The sequence below is a fragment of the Sphingomonas sp. PP-F2F-A104-K0414 genome, assembly GCF_004340945.1.
Taxonomy (GTDB): domain Bacteria; phylum Pseudomonadota; class Alphaproteobacteria; order Sphingomonadales; family Sphingomonadaceae; genus Sphingomonas.
In genome coordinates, this window is sequence record NZ_SLYD01000007.1 from 156,308 (window position 1) to 173,960 (window position 17,653).

Consider the following 17,653-nt stretch of genomic DNA (forward strand, 5'->3'; position numbering starts at 1 on the left):
CGCCCACCGGTATTTTCGACCATCAGAGATGCGCAATAACGCGTCCTGTACGAGGTGTCAGGGGATGACCGAAGCCATCTATCGTCCGACCGTCGGCAAGACCGACGGTCCGCCTAGGCCACGCCCGATCGCCACCGCGCGCCGACTTGCCGCGGAAGCCATCGGCACGTTCTGGCTGGTACTGGGCGGATGCGGGGCTGCTGTCCTCGCCGCAGGTAGCGGCGTTCCCGGGACGATCGGGATGGCCGGTGTCGCTCTTGCCTTCGGTCTTACCGTCTTCACCATGGCATTTGCCGTCGGTTTCATTTCCGGCGGACATTTCAACCCAGCGGTCAGCGTGGGGCTGACCGTTGCCGGCCGCTTTCCAGCGCGCGACCTTCCCGGTTATATCGCAGCGCAGGTCATCGGCGGCATCCTCGGCAGCGCCGCGCTCGCTGCGCTGGCCTCCGGCACCGGCGGGTTCGATCTCGTCGCGAGCGGGTTCGCCGCCAACGGCTATGGCGCCCATTCGCCAGGCGGCTACAGCGCCGCGACCGCGTTTCTCAGTGAGGCAATCCTCACGGCCGGCTTCCTGACCGTCATCCTCGGCGCTACCGACGAGCGCTCGCCGGCGGCCTTCGCGCCGCTGTCGATCGGCCTCGCGCTGACGCTTATCCACCTGATTTCGATCCCGATCGACAACACGTCGGTCAATCCCGCGCGCAGCACCGGCCCCGCTCTGTTCGTTGGCGGCTGGGCGCTGTCGCAGCTGTGGCTGTTCTGGCTCGCACCCCTGACCGGCGCCGCGGTCGCTGGACTGCTTGGCCGCTGGCTGTTCGCGCATACCGATGAGGATCAGTCGCCCGGCCCGATCGGCGATACCCCGGTCGAAATGCTGGTCGGCGACGATCGCACCCCCGCGGAGGGAGGCCGCGTATGATGGATCACAGCGACTACGACACGGCGTTCGACGAAGCCCATTACGAGCCACGGTCCGAGGAGGAATGGGAGGGGTTGTGGAACACCGACGACCGCAACCGCGACACGCTCCGCAAGATCGAACTGGGGCTAGCCGTGGTTGCCGCGGCGGTTGCGCTGGTCGTCGTACGCGGTGGCTGGCTGCGGATGTCGTCGCGGCCGCGCCATGTCGTGCCATCCGCAGCCGATATCCACGTCAGGCTCCCACCGCCACGCTGATGCCCTTGCTTTGGGGGCGCGGGTACCAAGAGACGTGACGGATCGTAGGCAGTTAAGAGCTCCGCCTGCAGCGACGTAGACCTGACAAGCCGCATCGCAGGCAAAAGAAAGCGGTTGCCGGCATCGTTGCCGGCAACCGCGTTGAAGGTCGTGAAACTCAGGCGGCGCTGCGTTCCGCCTGGTGCTCTTCGATGCGTACCGCGGTGTCGCCGGTATTGCGATCGTTGGCCGCGGTGCCGGCAATCTCGATCCGCCGTGGCTTCATGGCCTCCGGAACCTCACGCTTAAGCGCAATACGCAACAACCCATTGTCAAAGCTCGCGCCCTGTACCTGGACGAAATCGGCCAGTTGAAAGCGTCGCTCGAACGCGCGCGTGGCGATGCCGCGATGGACGAAGCGGCCCTCGTCGCGGTCATCGGGCTTGCGTCCGCTGACGGTCAGCTGGTTGTTCTGCGCGACGATCTCGATGTCGTCGGGGCTGAACCCAGCCACGGCGAGCGTGATCCGATAGCTGTCCTCGCTCTCACGTTCGATGTCGAAAGGCGGATAGCCGTCGTCCGTTTCGGTGCGCGCAGTCGCCTCCAGCAGGTCGAACAGCCGGTCAAAACCGACAGTGGACCGACGATAGGGCGTAAAATCGAAGTTCGTCCTCATATCCAAATCCTCCACATGAGCAATCTGAGCATAAGGAGCACCGGGAGAGCCGGTGCCCTCAGTCACCGGACCGATCGCGTCCGGCGATGGCGAAGATAATTCACCCGATCGCCGCATCAAGACTGCGCTGCGATTTTTTTGGAGCCGAATTTCGGACATAGTTATCCCGCTGGGCGCGCGAGATCGGGATAGCGATCGAGGATCGCGCTGGCGACGCCGTTGGTCCAGCCGAAACCGTCCTGCACCGGATACTCGCCGCCGCCACCAGGGGTGCGCTGCTCGATATTATACTTCTCGAGCATCTTGCCGGTTTCGGCATAGGCCGCGCCGACCGTGCCGATCCAGCGCCGCGCAATGTCCTTGGCGAGGGCCGGTTCGCCATTCGCATCGAGCCCGGCGATCGCGACCCATTGCAGCGGCGCCCAGCCATTGGGTTCGTCCCATTGCTGGCCGGTCTTCAGCGTCGTGGTGCGCAGTCCGCCCTCCGCGACCAGCGATCGGCGTACGGTCGTCGCGACCGCTTTCGCCTGGATCGGCGAGGCGAGCCCGACGAACAGCGGCTCGAGCATCGCGGCATTGATGCTGGCGGTGGGCTTGCGGGTCGACAGGTCCCAGTCGGCATAGCGCGCGGTCGTCGCTTGCCAGAGATAGCGGTCGATTGCCGTCTTGCGCTTGGTCGCCATCGTCGTGAACGCGGTGGCGCACGGCGTGTCGCCCGCGGTTTGGCAGCGTGCGGCGATCCGACGCTCCATCACCCATAAAAGACTGTTGAGATCGACGGGTACGATGTCGGTGGTGTGGATCGTCGTCAGCGATTGCGGGTCGCGCAACCAGCGCGAGCTGAAATCCCATCCGCTTTCCGCACCGGCACGAAGATTGCGCTGGGTGTCGACGGCAGGGCGGGGTGCAGCCTTCGCCGCGGTCGCGACGTCCTCGGCATAGGATTCGTCGCGCGGCGTATCGCGGTCGTCGTAATAGCGGTTGAGCACGCTGCCGTCGGGCATCCGCACCACGCGCAGGCAAGCGGGTTTGCCGGCGACGCAGGTCTCACCCTTCATCCAGAACGCGTGTTCCGCGCGCAGGGCCGCCAGCCGACGCTTCGCCACCGCCGGATCGGTGTTGGTCGAGAGATCGAGCATCATCGCGTAATAGGGCGGCTGCGAGCGGCTGAGGTAATAGGTTCGCGTGCCGTTCGGGATATGGCCGTATCGCTCGATCAGGCTGGTGAAATCGTCGAGCATCGTCTCGACGAGTGGCTGCTGGCCGTCGACCTTCAGCCCGAGCATCGTGAAATAACTGTCCCAGTAATAGATTTCGCGGAAGCGCCCGCCGGGCACGACATAGGGCGCAGGGAGCGGCAGCGCGGAACTGCCAGCGACCAGTGCAACGGGCTGGCGCACGAGTTGCGGCCACAGCGTGCGGACATGCGTCCTGAGATCGTCGGCGCCGCGATCATTCTCGCCGGGGACGATGAAATTGGCGAGAATAAAGGCCTTCAGCGCGGGGCCTTCGGGCTTGGCCTGCGCATAGTCCGCCATGATCGCATCAGCAGCGCGCTTGGGTATCGCATCGACGAACGTCTTGCCGTCCGCGAACACATGGCCTTGCTGTACGGCCTGGAACAGCGGCCCGTACAGATCCGCCGGCGATCGGATCGCGGTGGAGGAAAGGCGCGCGGGGGCCGGACCAGACTGGGCGGGCGCCGCCGCGGCGACCGAGGCCAACACGGCAAAACGGCTGATAGTCTTCATCACGTGCGATCATCCCGGTAGAGCGATCGATCCCGCCAACATGGCGGGATCGATCGCCGAAGCCCTTATCAGAATTTGCCGTAGCGCCGATCAGAACTTGAACGCGGCGCCAAACCGGATCGACCGACCGACGATCGGCCGGGCGAGGATCGTGCCGCTGCCCTGCGATCCGAGCGTCCGCGGATTGCCCTCGGTCAGCCCGATCTCGTCAGTCAGATTGTCGCCGATCACCTGGAACTGGATCTGCGGAGTCAGATCGAGTGTGGCGCCTGCATCGAGCTTGTAATAGCTCGGCAGGACCTGCGCGTTCTGGACGTCGGAGAACCGGTCGCCGACATAGCCGATCGTCGCATACACGCCGGCCTTGGCGTCGCCACCGAGGTTCAGATCATAGGCGGGGGTGACGCGCCACTGCCATTTCGGCTGCCGCTGGACTCGGTTGCCGGTCAGGTCGGTCAGGCCGCCATCGGTGAAGAAATCACGGTATTTCGCGTCGAGATAGGTCGCCGATCCGCTGAGCGTGAAGCCGCCGAACGGCCGCAACTGCCCCTCGAACTCGACACCGGTCGCCTTGGCACCGCCAACCGATGCGATCGGTGCGCCGCTGGTGATGACCGTCGTCGCCAGCCCGTCGAAAGTGTTGTGGAACACCGTCGCATACAGGTTGGCGATCCCGGTCGAGACCTTCACGCCGCCCTCATAGCTGTCGACCTGCGGTGCGACGTCGATCCCGTCGCGCAGATTGTCGAAGAACGGGAAGCTATTGCCGCGGCTGTAGCGGACGAACGCGCCGATCTCGCGCGTCAGATCGTAATTGACGCCGCCGGTCCACGACCAGGCATCGCCGCGGTAGCGGATCGTGCGGAAGGTGCCGTTCAACTGCGCATCGCCATTGTCGTACAGCGTCAGCGGATTGCCGTCAGCGCCCGCCGCCGGGACCGTGCCGGCGAGGTTCTCAAGCGTGCCGTCGACCGAGTGGTGCTGATAGCGGACGCCGCCATCGACGCGCAGTTTCTCGGTGATCTGCAATTCGTCGACCGCATAGCCGGCGACGTCCTCACCGGTGTAGCGCGCGTTGACCTTGAACGTCGAACCGCCCGAGAAGCCGTCGCGCGTGACGATCCGGCCGTCCGCCAGCGTCAGGTTGAGCCGGCGCGCATTGGGTTCGGCGGTGAGCAGCATGCTATTGCCGAGATTCCACCGGTCGCGCGACTTGTAGCGTGTGTAATAGATGCCGCCGGTCAGCGTGTTGCCGCCCGACTTCCACGCCAGCGCGAAATCGTTGACGAACGCCTGGATATGCTTCTCGACGCTCCACAGCCCAGCCTCGACGACCGCGGTGTTGGGTGATGCCGGGGCACCGCCGGTGGCGTAGGTGAGCGATCCGATCGTGCCGCCCTTGCCGGCGGCATAGGCGGCGGCGGTGATCGGCGGGGTGCCGCCGGGGACCAGCCCGATCGTATTGGCATCGCCCTCCATCCAGCTGCCGCGATCGCGGATGGTGATGCCGCTGCCGAGGTCGTAGTCGAAATTGCCGCCGAGATTATAGGTCTTGGCGCTGCGGCCGTCCGCCAGATCGACGCGGCTGCCGTCGTTGCGCACGCCGATCCGCGTGTCGCGTCCGACCAGCGTGCCGGTGCCGGCATCGAAGCCGGGATATTCGCGGATCTTGTTGCCGTCCTGGACAACCGGGATCGGCAGCAGCCACTGGCCGCGATCGTCGAGATAGCGGCCGAACAGCAGGATCGAGCCCTTGTCGAAATCATGGCGGATATTGCCGGTAATCTGACCGCCGCGCTCCGCCTCGAACTGCGCATCGCGGATGCCGCGCGAAGTCGAGTAATAGCCGCCGACCATGTAGGTCGTGCTGTCGTCGATCGGGCCCGAGACATAGCTGTCGACGCGGAACTCGCCGAAATCGGTGCCACTGAGCTTGAGCAATCCGGCCGGCGTCTGCTTGCCCTCGCGCTGGACGAGGTTGACGGTCAGGCCCGGCTGTCCGTTCGAGAACAGTGCGCCGGTGCCGCCGCGGACCGCCTCGACGCGCTGGATCGTCTCGTCGATCCGGACCAGCTGCGTATTCTCGAGGAACGACAGCGTCGGCGGCGGGAAGAACGGCACGCCCTGCGTCTGGAAGGTGACGTATTCCGCATCGCCGCCCGACGGATAGCCGCGGACGAAGATGTTCGCGCCGGTCTTGCCGCCCGAGCTTTCGGTGCTGACGCCCGGTACGGCGCGCAGCACCTCGGCGGTGCTGGCGGTACCGAGACGCTGCGCCATCGTGCTGTCGATCGTGGTCACTGCGAACGCCGCGCTCTGCCGCCGCGTGCCGCCGCCCGCGGTGCCGATCACAACGATATCCGCGGCGGGTTCCTCGGGCGCAGCCTGCGCGGGCGACGGATCGGGAGCGGGCTGAGCCGGCTCGGTCTGCGCCGCTGCGGGGATCGCGCCCGCCTGCTCCTGCGCCGCGACGATCAGGTACGCGCCGCTCGGCGTCAGGCGGTGGTCGAGGCCTGAGCCCTTCAGGATCGTCGTCAGCGCATCACCGACCGCCATCCGGCCGTTCACCGCGCGCGCGGTCTTGCCGCGGACGAGGGTGGGCGCGAACAGGATCTGCTTGCCGCTCTGGCGTGAAAAGGCGAGCAGCGCGGTGCTCATGTCCTGCCGGGCGATGCGAACGCCGACCGCGGCCTGCGCGGTCGCGCCGATCGGGATGCCGCCTGCGCCGAACACCAATGCGGTCATCATCATGCCGCGCATCAGCACGGTCCTGCCTGTGGATGTCATGCAATCCTCCCTGTACGTGCGATCCCTCTGCCGGGGTCGATCTGAAGGTAAAGACGCAACGCTCCGAAAATACCGAACCTGTTCGATCCGTTTTCAGCGGTATTTTTTCGTCGCGATCGTGATGCGGCCATCGGCCCGGCGATCGACCGTTACCGGAAAGCCGAGCTCCAGCGCATCGAGGAACGGCTGGACGTCACCGGTACGGAACGATCCGCTGATCCGGACCGCACCGGCGCTGGCGTCGGCGATCGCGATCTGCGACGTGCCATAGCGATTCATCTCGGCGACCGCGTGGCGCAGGCTCGTATCCTCGAACACGAGCCGCCCCTCGCTCCAGCTCGACAGCGCCAGCGCCATGCCGGGCACATGGCGCACCGATATGCCGGTGGCGGAGGCGGTCAGAACGTCGTCGGGTACCATCTTGACCGGCCTGGCCTGGCCGCCGCTGGTCGCGACGCTCACCAATCCCTCGACCAGCGCGACCTGTACGGCGCCCGGATCGAGCCTCACGTCGAACGCGGTGCCATGCGCGGTGACCGCGTGCGATCCCGCGACAACGACGAACGGTCGGGGCTGGTGCTTGGCCACCTCGAACAGCGCCTGGCCGCGTTCGAGCACGAGCCGCCGTTCGGAATCGCTATACGCGACGCGGACCCGGCTGTCGGTGTCGAGCGTCAGCCGCGATCCGTCGGTCAGCGTCACCATCAGGCGCTGGCCCGTTGCGGTGCGATAGATTGGGGCGCTTGCGATCCGGCTCGCCGGCGCACCATCGTCGGCCAGCCGCAGCCACGCCAGCGGCGCGACCGCCGCGGCACAGGCCGCCGCCGCCAGCAACCAGGGCGCGGTCCGGCGCGGGGCCCTGGGTGCACGGGCCAGCGCGACACGCGCCACCGTGGCATGGCGCAGCGCGAGCATGTCGGGATGATCCGCCAGCGCCATGCTCGCCTCGCGCGCCTCGACGACCGCCTCGTATGCGACCTTGTGACCCGGCTGCGCGTGCCAATGGTCGAACTGCGCGCGCGTCGAATCATCCGATGTCGCATCCAGACGCTCGACCCACTCGGCAGCCTCGATCATCACGCGACCGTTCACGCGCGCCAGTCCTTCAAACGGTCCGCGACATGCGCGAGCGCGCGCGCCTGATGCTTTTCCGCGGCGCGTGTCGAGATGGCCATGGCATGCGCGACATCGGCCATCTTCAATCCCTCCAGCATCCGCAGCACGAACACGTCGCGCGTGCGCTCTGGCAATTCGGCCAGCGCGCGGCGCAGCGCATCGGCGACCTGCCTGCTTTCCAAGACGCGGTCGGGGGAAAAGTCCGAACCTTCGAATGAAAAATCGTCGATCGGATCCGACAGTCCCACGCCGCGCACCTGATCACGTCGCGCCTGATCCTTAAGGACGTTGGCAGCAGTCACGAAGATGAAGCTGTCGCGCTGGCGGATGTCGTTGGGGTCGGTCAACCGGCTGAGGCGGAGGAACACCTCTTGCACGAGATCGGGAACGTCGTGCGGTGCCGACACGCGGCGATTGAAGTAGCGGCTGAGCGGACGGCTATATTTCTCCACCAATGCCCGCAGGATCGTCGTCCTGTCGCCCGGTTCGGACGATCGTTCCCTCTCCATCCCCATGTCATCGGTCTAAAGGGTCCGTATCGGCCGTCAACATCGACCGAAGGGACGTTTCGCCTGTGCCTATCGATCCGACGCCCGGCTCCACCGACTCAGACCCAGGACCAATGCAAAGCACAAAGCTGCGCCCGACAGCGGCACCGACCACGCCATCGTCATCAGCCGCGCGCCCTGCGCTTCAGTGAGCGGCGTGGCGATGGTCCAGCCAATCCGCGACAGGCCATGCCCGAGCAACGCACCGCTGAGCCCACCGCCCGATTTCAGCGTCAGCAACAGCAACGCGACGGGAAGCCCTTCGAAGCGCATGCCGGTCTGGCGGTCTCCGTGATCGATCGCATCGGCGAGCGACGCCCAGATCATCATCTGCAACCCTGCATTGCCGACGCCGAACAGCGCGACGCCGGCGATCGTCGATGCCGACCCTGTCGCGAACAGCGCCAAGCCGGCGGCGGTCGTGGCCAGCGCGAGAGCAAGCACGTGGGTTTGCCCGATGCGCCGGGCGATGCTCATCCAGCCGGGCAGCGCGACGAGTTGCGAGAGCGCCAGCGTGGTCAGCGCCGTGCCGGTCCAGCTCGCATCATGGACGATGCCCTTACCGATATAGGCGAAGGATCGGGCGAAAAAGGGCAGCGTCAGCGCCTGCGCGAAGCCAAGCGCGAGCAACAGCAGCAACGGCCGGTTGCCGAGAAGCCAGGCGAGCGGGGCACGGGGGGCGGATATGTCCGGCACGACCGGCGATCGCGGCGCGGCAGCGGCCGAAACCCACAAGGTCGCGACATAGGTCAGCGCCGCACACCCGGTGACGACGAGGAGGGCATGGCCACCACCGGCGCGCGCCGGGTCGACGAATGTCCGCGCAAAATGCGCGACCGTGAGCGCCCCGAGGCAACTGAACATGTAGCGCAGTCCCGACACCGTGGTCGCCGCACTTGGCGATCGCGCCATCCGCATCATCAGCGCGTTGTGCGCGACGTCGCAGACCGAATAGGCGGTGCGGAACAGCAGCACGATCGCGAGCGCCCAGACGAGGATCGCCGTCCCGCGCCAGCCCGGATCGACGAAGAACACCGCGAAAAATACGCCGACGACGGGCGCGCCGACGAACAGCAGCCGGCGATACAGGCCGAGCCGGTCTGCGGAACGATCTACTAGCCGACCAAGCAGCGGATCGCACAGGCCGTCCCACACCAGGCCGACCATCACCACCAGGCCAGCGGCTGCGGGCGATACGCCCCAGCGTTCGGTCAGAACGAACAGCAGGAAGAAGTCCATCGTCGAGGCGAGGACGTTCTTGCCGAAGTTTCCACTCGCATAGCCGACCAGCCGTGCCCGGTGGACCGGGCGATCGACGACGTCCGTGGCAACTCTAGCGGCGGCGGCTTGCTCCATCCTTCGGGGTCTTAGCGCCGGTGTCTTGCAGTTGCGGGACATTTCGGATGGTCGTGATGGCCAGGGTGCCACCGTGGAGCAGGTCTGCGTGCTGGACGCGGAAGTTCGGGAGGGGCCGTCCGTTCAGACTGGCCTGCGCAATCCGGCCGTCTACCGGGCCGGCGCGCTGGATCGTCAGCGTGCGGCCGTTGCCGAGATCGATCGCGCTTCGCGCGAATGCCGGGGTCGTCACGATGTACCACGGCTCGCCCGGCACCAGCGGATACAGGCCGAGCGTTGCGAACACGTACCACGCGGTCATCCCGCCGGCATCGTCGTCCATCCCGTCGGCGAACCCTTGCGGCGACAGCGCGAAGCTGCGCCCGACGAACGGGACCGGCAGCTTGCCACTGTTGGTATAGGGGTGCGCGATCGGCTTGGTCAGGATCGTCTGGACGAGGTCGGCGGTCGCCTGCGGCTGGCCCAGCGCGGCGAACATCCACGGTACCTGGATGTCGGGCTCGTTGGTCATGTTGAACAGCCCGGCATCGAAGAAATGATGCAGTTCGCCGAGCAGCCGTTCGCGTCCGACCGTCGCGGTCATCCACGGCAGGTCGAAGATCGGCGCCCAGCGATATTGCCACAAGGTGCCCTGATACAGCCCGCGCGCCTTGACCACGTCGCCGTCCGCGCCCGGCGTCTGGAACACCGATCGCCACATCGGGCGGTAGCTTTGCGCCTTGGCGGTGAACGTGCGTTCGAGGTCTGTGCGACCGAGATCGCGTGCGAGTTCGGCGGTCGCCCAATCGTCATACGCGGCTTCGATCTGTTCGTCGGGCGTGCCGCGCTTGAGCGTGTCGCTGTCCGCCACCATCCCGGCCAGCGCGGCGTTCGCGTCGAACGCGATGCCCTTGCGGTGCATGTCGAGCAGCGCGATCCCGGCATGTTCGGTGCGGACCGTCAGAAAGGGTTCGTGGGGAGTGGACCATTGCGCTTTACCGTTCGCATAGAGCGCGACCAGCGACTGCGCGATATCGGCGCTGCGCTCGGGCTGGAGCAGCGCGAGCAGCGGCATCTGGGTGCGGTAATTGTCCCATAGCGACCAGTTGGCGTAGCGCGTCCGGCGCTTGGGCGAGGTCTGCACAGTGCCGTCCTTGTCGCGGTGGCGGCCGTCGGGATCGTCGATCGCGACCGGGGTTTCCATGACGCGGTAGAGCGAGGTGTAGAACAGCGCGCGCTGGTCTCTAGAGCCGCTGAGCACGACACGGCCGAGAACGCGGTTCCAGGCGCTGCGCGTTTCGCCTGCGACGGCGGCGAGGGACTTGTTGCCGACTTCCGTGTCGCGAACCGATGCCGCGCCGCGTCCGTCGACGGTCGATAGCCCGGTGCGGATTTCGATTGCGTCGCCCGCTTTGCCGGCGATGTGGAGCGTCGCCAGATCGTTCGCGCCGGCGGTCAGCGTCTGGTGGATCGGCCGTCCGTTGACGAGAATCCGGCTGGCGCTGTGGAGATGATAGGCACCCTGGTCGCAGACCGTGCCTGCGACCAGATCGGTGCGGAGGTCGTCGCTGGCGAGGCTGCCCCAGCTAGCCGCCAGACGTTTCGAATAGCTGTGGCGCGGGTCGATCCGTAGGTCGACCGTGCCGGCGCGAGGTAAGGTGAAGCGCAACACGCCCGCACCCCGCGTCGCCACCATCTCGGCGAGGATCCCGCCATCGTAGCGGACGCGGTACGTCCCGGCGCGCGCGGTTTCGCTGGGCTTGTCGATCAGCGCCGGGCCGGTCTGGCCAGCATAGCGCAGCGAGATCATCAGGTCGCCGCCTGCGCCACCGCAGCCGACCCCGACGCCGCGGGTATGCGAGAAGCCTAGCAATGTGGTCGCAGCATGGTCGTAGCCGGCGTGGTTGGCGGGGCTGGTGTCGGGGCCGAGCTGCATCATGCCGAACGGCGCGACGGCGGCGGGGGAGAGTTGGCCGAAGTCGGCGAGCGTGCCGACGAACGGGTCGACTAGGTCTGCGGGGGTTTCTTGTGCGGTGAGGGCGGCTGGGGTCGCCAAGATGGCTGCGAACAGAAAACCAGCCTTACAACGGCGCCTCCCCGGCGAAGGCCGGGGCCCAGGAGGAAAGGTCGATGTAACCGAGCGCGGCCCTCCGTTGGCGACGTTTCCCAACTGGGCCCCGGCCTTCGCCGGGGTGGCGGCAGGGGTGTTTACCGGGTTCGAGTGCCTGAAATAATCGCTCATGGATCGAGAGGATCGCGCGGATCTTGGCGTAGGGATAGCCGCGACGGCTGAAATTCCAGGTCGTACGCCGACGGTCGACGCCCGACCGTCCCCGGCAGATAGCCCAGTTCCGTGCGGTTGCGGTCGGTGAAGGTCTGGCTTTCGATGTATTTGCTCTGCTCGGCGTCGGTCACGATCAGCGTCGGCCGATCGAGCGGGATGCCGAGCGCCACCATCCGCCGCGTCGCGTTGCGCAGATTGGTCGTCGTGTGCCGCGCGTACGGCTCGAGGATGACGCGGTCGGCGGGGATGCCGTAGCGCTCGATCAGTGCGCGGCGGATCTCGACGGCTTCGACGAACCGCGTGCCGCGGGGATGCACCGCGCTGCCCGAGACGAGGATGAACGGTGCGAGACCCTGGCGATAGCGTTGCGCCGCCAGCAGCGCGTGGAGCTTGCTGCGCGGGCTGAGTTCAGTGCCTGTATCTTCAGGGCCGACGCCGGGAACGATCAGCAGCGAGTAGCGGAACGCCTTCCAGTCCGTGCGCGCGGCAAGTGTGCGTGCGCCTGCATTCTCGCGCTGGTCGAGGGGTTCGAACCGCGTCGCCGCCGTCGCATCGTTGGCATCGAGCAACGCTACAGCCAACCGTACGCTGGCCGCGATCGTCGCGGGCGGCGCAACGGACGCGACGCGCGCGGTATCGATCGCGACCTTCACGCTGTCGGCGAAGAACGGCGTGTCGGTGGCGAAGATCGGGCCGTCGATCTTGGGATAGCGTCCGGGCAAGCCGAGGCCGTAGACCCGGAGGACGACGTTCAGTGCCTCAAGCTCCTGATCGATGCCGGCCACCACCGACAGGTCGGCATTCGACTTCGGCCGCGCGCCATTCTTGGACAGACTGGCGACGACCATCGCCCGGTCCTGATCGGTCCAGATCGTCGCCTCGATCACGCAGGCGGGTACGCCACCGCACGCGGCAATCCGTCGCGCCCGCGTATCGAGCGCGCCAGCCGGCAACCGCCCCAGCGCGCCGAGCATCGGAAACAGCCGCTCCGACAAGGTGTCGACGACCGTATCGCTAACCGCCACCGGTGCGGACGTTTCCGCCCACACCGGAGCCGCCGCCGTCATCGCCAACGCCGCGAGTATCAAACGCAAGCCCGTCACCAGGACTTGCTGACCACGAGGCGGACGTTGCGACCGAAGATCGGACGGCCGTAGATCGCATCCGCGGTACCCTGGCCGCTCAACTGATCGGTGCGCGTATTGCCCTCGGTCAGGCCCTTCGCGTTGAACAGATTGTCGCCGACGACCTGCATCTGCCATGTGTCGTGCGTCAGCGTGAGCCCCGCGCCGACCGTCTGATACGAAGGCAGGGCGGTGTTGTTGAAGAAGTCGACATAGCGTTTGCCGGTATATTCGTAGCGGCCGTACAGCTGTACCGAATTGCCCGCGACGTCGAAGTCGACCGAGGGGCGGATGTTGCCGTAGATTTTCGGCTCGCGGACGATCTGGTTGCCCTCGACGTCGCCCGCGCTCGCGCCGTTGGCGTTGACGAGGCTCTTATACTGCGGGTCGCTGATCGTCAGCGCGCCGGTCACCGCGAAACCGTGCGGCAGCGCGAGGTTGCCGTCGATCTCGATGCCCTTGATCTCCGCCTTGCCGACGAACGGCACCGACTGATCGTTGCGGCCGGTGACCGGGTCGAGCGCGACGAACGATGCATTGAGCGGATTGTAGCGCGTGTAGAAGCCGATCAGGTACAGATACGACCGGCCGAATGCGGCCTTCAGGCCGACCTCGTACTGGTTCGCCTTCGAGGTGATGATCGTCGGGTTGATCTGGTAGGTGACCTGCGTGGACGGCGGCGTTTCGAGATGCGATGCGCGGGCGTACGCGCCGAGATGCTGCGTGACGTCGTAGTTGATTCCGCCGGTCCAGTTGGTGATGCTCGGGCTCAGCTTCGAATTGATGATCTGCCCGGTGAATGCCCGGACCGCGTTGTCGGCGAGCGTGGTCGGGTCGCCAAGGTTTGCGGAGGTGGTCGCGAAGGCATAGCCGTTGAAGCTGTACCGTTCGTGACGGACGCCGCCGTCCAGGGTCAGGCCCTTGGTCAGTTCCCAAGTGTCGTTGGCGTAGAGCGCGTACATCTTCGCGTCGGTGTTGCCGCGGTTGAGCGTGGTCGTATAGCGCAGCACGCCGTTGTCGGTGATCGAACCGACCGCCTGGCCCGCGGCGTTGTACGCGATCAGATCGAGCGTCCGCGGCTTGCCCTTCACCTCGAGCAGATAGTCCTGATACGCGACCTCGTTGGTCTCGCCGTACAGGCTGCCATACACTCCGACGCGGAGATCGTGCGTGCCGAAGCCGGTTGCGATCGAGCGCGTGACGCTGAGGTCGCCCTGCGTCGAATAATATTTCGAGACGACGTCGCGGAACTGCGCGGGGACGACGAGGCCGGATGCGGCGTTGGGGTCATAGACTTCGGCGCCGTTGGTGCCCGCGATCGCATAGCCGAGCCGGGTCACGCCCGCGCCGAACGCGGTCCGTGCCGCGCCGAGGTTGCTGGCGGCATAGGCGTTGGCGTCCGAGGGATTGCTGGTCGAATACAGCGCGTTGAAATGGAGCTTGCCGACGCTGACGCCGCCTTTCGCAGCGACCTTCCAGCCGTCGTAATCCGCGTCGTACTGCACGCCGACATTGCCGAACTGCGTGTGACGACCATTGCCGAGATCTGCGTCGACGTTGCGCGTCGTGCCGTCGGCCTCGCGGAAACGGATGTTCGCGTTGCGCAGCGCAGGCGAGTTCATCGTGCCGCTGAAGAAGTCGATATACTGGTTGAGCGACTTGCTCGGATTGCGCGGGTCGGCGGTCGGGATCGGCAAATAGAACACGTTGTGGTCGTTGAGGTAATTGCCCGATACCCGCAGCGAGCCGTTGCTGAAGTCGTGCTTGATGTTGGCGCGGACCTGGCCACCGCGATCGTTCGGAAAGCCGTTGTCGCGGTAGCCGTCGTGGCGGCGCAGGAATCCGCCAATCGCGTAATAGGTCGACTCGTCGATCGGGCCCGCCTGGTACGCATCGAGCCGGTAGAGCCCGGTATCGCCGAGCGTGACCTGCGCCTTGCCGCGCGTCGTGTCGGTGCCCGACACGGTGATGTTGTTGACGATCGCCGCGGCATAGCTCGCATAAACCGGGGCAGGGCCGCCGCGCACGACCTCGACGCGCTGCGTCATCAGGTCGAAGCGGTTGATGCTGTCGCCGCGGAAGAAGTTGCCGTCATTTTCGTGGAACAGCGGCAGGCCGTCCTGCTGGAAGGTGACGAGGCCACCGTCGCTCGGCAGGCCGCGCAGGCGGATGATGTTCTGGACCTCGCCGCCGGTATTCTCGACCGCGAACCCGGGCAGCTTGCCGAGCAGGTCAGCGAAGTTGATCGGCGCGAGCTTCTGGATGTCGGCGTTGCTCAGCGAATTTACCGCGTAGGATACGTCGAAGCGGCGTTGCTGGCGGGCCGAGCCGGTGACGATGATGTCGCCGCCGCCGGCGTCAGGCGCTGCGGCGTCGGGCGCGGATGCTTCCGGGACTGTATCAGCCGGAACTGCATCGGCCGGGGGCGTGGCGGCAGGCGGCGTGGCCGCAGGCGGCGTGGCGGGGGCGGTCTGGGCCCACGCCGGCGACTGCGCGGCGATGCTCAACGCGAGAAGAGCGCAACCCGTGCGCAAGCCAAATTTGGTCATCTGTTCGTCCCCAACCCTGTTCGTTGCCACGCCGCTGGACGTGGAATATGACGATTTTAATTAATTTCACGAAATAAACTAATCGACTATCGGGATCAGCGAGGGAGCAGGCAATGGCCTATGCCAAGCTGAGACTGGACGATGACGAGCGGCGGATCATGCAGGTCCTGCGCTCGGTCGGTGGGCGATCGCGCAAGCAGCTTGCCGCCGATCTCGCGATGAGCGCGTCGAAGCTGACGCGGCTGTCGAGCAACCTGCTCGCGCACGGACTGATCGAGGAATGTCCGAGTTCGGAGCCGGTGACGCCCGGTCGGCCCGCCGTGCCGCTGCGGATATCGCCCGACGCCGGCTATGCGGTCGGTGCGATGCTCCACCGCGGGCTGATGGAGGTGGCGCTCGTCGACTATTCGGGCGGGGTGATCGCGCACAGCTCGCAACCGTTCGACGATCCCAATCCGCGCGTGTTCGCCGCGCGCGTAACCTCGGCGATGCACGCCATGGCGATAGAGAACCGCCTGCTCGGACGGCGGCTGCTCGGGGTTGGGATCGGCGTGCCCGGGTCGTCGCTATCGCCCGAGGGGAACCGGCGCTGGACCGTCGACAGCCTTGGGGCATGGCGCGGGATCGATCTGAAGACGCTGTTCGAGGAGCATATCGGCCACCGGATCTGGATCGAGAACGATGCCAACACCGCCGCGCTGGCGGAATATTATGTCGGCGGGCTGATGCGGCGCTGCTCGACCGCGGTGGTGATCCTGCTCGGCCATGGGATCGGCGCGGGGATCATCGTCGAGGGCCGGATCCTGCGCGGCGCGATGGCGAGCGCGGGGGAGATCGGCTGCCTCTATCCCAACGACCGGCCACGCCCCTCGACGCTCGACTTGTTGATGACGTTGCGTGAAGCCGGTTGCGATATCCACTCGCTGGTCGATTTCGAGGCGGTGGTCGCGGGGTACGAAGATGTCGTCGATGCCTGGGTGCGCCGTGCCGCCAGCCAGATCGCACCGATCATAAACTGGGGGCTGGCGTGGATCGATCCGGGCGAGTTCGTGATCTCAAGCCCGCTGCCGAACCGCATCCTGCGTGCGCTCGTCGAGCATATCGACTTCGGCGCGATGCACATCGGCGATCATGTCAGCGGCGTGCCGATCATCTCGGTGTCCACGCTGGAGGGTGCCGCCGCGACGATCGGTGCGGCACTCCTGCCTATCCACGCGACGGCGGTGGCGTGAGCCGCACCGGATCGGGCGTGTAGACGAGTATGAAGGCGATCACGGTTTCGGCGGGCATCTCGCAGGGGCGTAGCAGGGGCCGGTCCGCCAACCTGTAAAGGTTGAAACTGATCCGTGCGTTGCCGCCCAGGTGTTCGCCCCAGACCCAGCACCGCCGACGATCCGCCGAAAGATCGACCGTGACGCCCCAGCGACGGCCAGCGAACAGACCCTCGCTATAGCCGGTCGGTAACCGGTCGAGCGCAGCGAGAAACGGACCCACCGGTGCCGTGTCAGAGCGTGTCGATCACGCCGCCATCGACGCGCATCGCCGCACCCGTGGTGGCGGAGGCAAGCGGCGAGGCCAGATAGACGACCATGTTCGCGACCTCCTCGACCGTGGCGGCACGGCGGATGATCGAGCTTGGTCGATGCGTCTGCACGAACGTCGCGGCGACCTCGTCGATCGGCTTGCCGGTCTTGGCGCGCTCGTCCTCGAGCATCGCCTCGACGCCTTCGGACAAGGTCGGGCCGGGCAGCACCGAATTCACCGTCACGCCGGTGCCCGCCATCCGCTTGGCGAGGCCGCGTGCGAGCGCGACATCGGCGGTCTTGCTGACGCCGTAGTGGATCATCTCGACGGGAATGTTGAAGGCGGATTCGGACGACAGCAACACGAGGCGTCCCCAGCCGTTCGCCGCCATGCCGGGCAGGTATGCACGTGCCAATCGAACGCCGGCCATCACGTTGACCTGCCAGTGCCGGTCCCACGTCGCGTCGTCGACGTCGAAAAAGTCGGCGGGTTGGAAGATGCCGAGGTTGCTGACGACGATATCGGCGTGCGGCACCGCGGCGACGAGCACGTCATGACCGTCGGCGTTGCCGAGGTCTGCGGCCACCCCGCGCGCATTGCCGCCGATCTTCTCGACCGCGGCATCGACCTTCGCCTGCGTACGGCCATTGACGATGACGGTCGCGCCCGCCCGTGCGAGCCCTTGCGCGATGCCGAAGCCGATGCCTTCGGTAGAGCCGGTGACGAGCGCGGTCTTGCCGGTAAGATCAATGCGCATGACGGTGTCCTGTGGTCTGTGCGGGGTGGTGCTCCAATCCTCGAACG

At 66.4% G+C, this 17,653-nt stretch carries 14 protein-coding genes; 3 read left to right on the forward strand and 11 right to left on the reverse strand.

Annotated elements, in window-relative coordinates:
- The first annotated feature begins 127 nt into the window (after nucleotides 1-127).
- On the forward strand, nucleotides 128-919 hold the full coding sequence (aqpZ, locus tag C8J46_RS16885; protein ID WP_165886607.1) for an aquaporin Z: 792 nt from the start codon (nucleotides 128-130) through the stop codon (nucleotides 917-919).
- Entirely contained in the window at nucleotides 919-1,176 is a 258-nt protein-coding gene (locus C8J46_RS16890; RefSeq protein ID WP_165886601.1) for a hypothetical protein, read from the forward strand. Before aqpZ ends, C8J46_RS16890 begins: the two co-directional genes overlap by 1 nt.
- Nucleotides 1,177-1,333: 157 nt before the next feature.
- Here C8J46_RS16890 and C8J46_RS16895 read toward each other — a convergent pair whose 3' ends face one another.
- From C8J46_RS16895 to C8J46_RS16935, 9 genes are all read right to left on the reverse strand, one after another.
- Complete coding sequence (locus C8J46_RS16895) at nucleotides 1,334-1,831, reverse strand: Hsp20 family protein (protein ID WP_132741676.1); 498 nt, start codon at nucleotides 1,829-1,831, stop codon at nucleotides 1,334-1,336.
- Nucleotides 1,832-1,992: 161 nt separating this feature from the next.
- Complete coding sequence (gene treF / locus C8J46_RS16900) at nucleotides 1,993-3,582, reverse strand: alpha,alpha-trehalase TreF (RefSeq protein WP_132741585.1); 1,590 nt, start codon at nucleotides 3,580-3,582, stop codon at nucleotides 1,993-1,995.
- 90 nt (nucleotides 3,583-3,672) lie between these two features.
- Nucleotides 3,673-6,369: a TonB-dependent receptor gene (locus C8J46_RS16905; protein ID WP_243643462.1), complete on the reverse strand. Its 2,697-nt coding sequence runs from the start codon at nucleotides 6,367-6,369 to the stop codon at nucleotides 3,673-3,675.
- Between the two features lie 93 nt (nucleotides 6,370-6,462).
- A complete protein-coding gene (locus tag C8J46_RS16910) occupies nucleotides 6,463-7,461 on the reverse strand; it encodes a FecR domain-containing protein (RefSeq protein ID WP_132741587.1) in 999 nt (332 codons plus the stop codon).
- Nucleotides 7,458-7,994: a sigma-70 family RNA polymerase sigma factor gene (locus C8J46_RS16915; RefSeq protein WP_132741589.1), complete on the reverse strand. Its 537-nt coding sequence runs from the start codon at nucleotides 7,992-7,994 to the stop codon at nucleotides 7,458-7,460. The genes C8J46_RS16910 and C8J46_RS16915 overlap by 4 nt, the downstream gene beginning before the upstream one ends.
- Nucleotides 7,995-8,063: 69 nt before the next feature.
- The gene (locus C8J46_RS16920; protein ID WP_165886603.1) at nucleotides 8,064-9,389 is read right to left on the reverse strand and encodes an MFS transporter; all 1,326 of its coding nucleotides are present in this window, start codon (nucleotides 9,387-9,389) and stop codon (nucleotides 8,064-8,066) included.
- Entirely contained in the window at nucleotides 9,367-11,424 is a 2,058-nt protein-coding gene (locus C8J46_RS16925) for a glycoside hydrolase domain-containing protein (protein WP_243643463.1), read from the reverse strand. The genes C8J46_RS16920 and C8J46_RS16925 overlap by 23 nt, the downstream gene beginning before the upstream one ends.
- A 182-nt stretch (nucleotides 11,425-11,606) precedes the next feature.
- The gene (locus tag C8J46_RS16930; RefSeq protein WP_243643464.1) at nucleotides 11,607-12,746 is read right to left on the reverse strand and encodes a YdcF family protein; all 1,140 of its coding nucleotides are present in this window, start codon (nucleotides 12,744-12,746) and stop codon (nucleotides 11,607-11,609) included.
- Between the two features lie 5 nt (nucleotides 12,747-12,751).
- On the reverse strand, nucleotides 12,752-15,325 hold the full coding sequence (locus C8J46_RS16935) for a TonB-dependent receptor (RefSeq protein WP_132741593.1): 2,574 nt from the start codon (nucleotides 15,323-15,325) through the stop codon (nucleotides 12,752-12,754).
- Between the two features lie 113 nt (nucleotides 15,326-15,438).
- On the opposite strand from C8J46_RS16935, the gene C8J46_RS16940 reads away from it, so the two are divergent.
- Nucleotides 15,439-16,557, forward strand: a complete 1,119-nt coding sequence (locus C8J46_RS16940; protein WP_132741595.1) for an ROK family protein — start codon at nucleotides 15,439-15,441, stop codon at nucleotides 16,555-16,557.
- On the opposite strand, the gene C8J46_RS16945 is transcribed toward C8J46_RS16940, so the two are convergent.
- Both C8J46_RS16945 and C8J46_RS16950 read right to left on the reverse strand, forming a co-directional pair.
- Nucleotides 16,532-16,819 carry a hypothetical protein gene (locus C8J46_RS16945; protein ID WP_132741597.1) on the reverse strand — a complete coding sequence of 96 codons (288 nt, stop codon included), beginning with the start codon at nucleotides 16,817-16,819 and terminating at the stop codon, nucleotides 16,532-16,534. The two genes, C8J46_RS16940 and C8J46_RS16945, sit on opposite strands and share 26 nt — an antisense overlap.
- A gap of 10 nt (nucleotides 16,820-16,829) precedes the next feature.
- The gene (locus C8J46_RS16950) at nucleotides 16,830-17,606 is read right to left on the reverse strand and encodes an SDR family oxidoreductase (RefSeq protein ID WP_132741599.1); all 777 of its coding nucleotides are present in this window, start codon (nucleotides 17,604-17,606) and stop codon (nucleotides 16,830-16,832) included.
- Nucleotides 17,607-17,653: the final 47 nt, after the last annotated feature.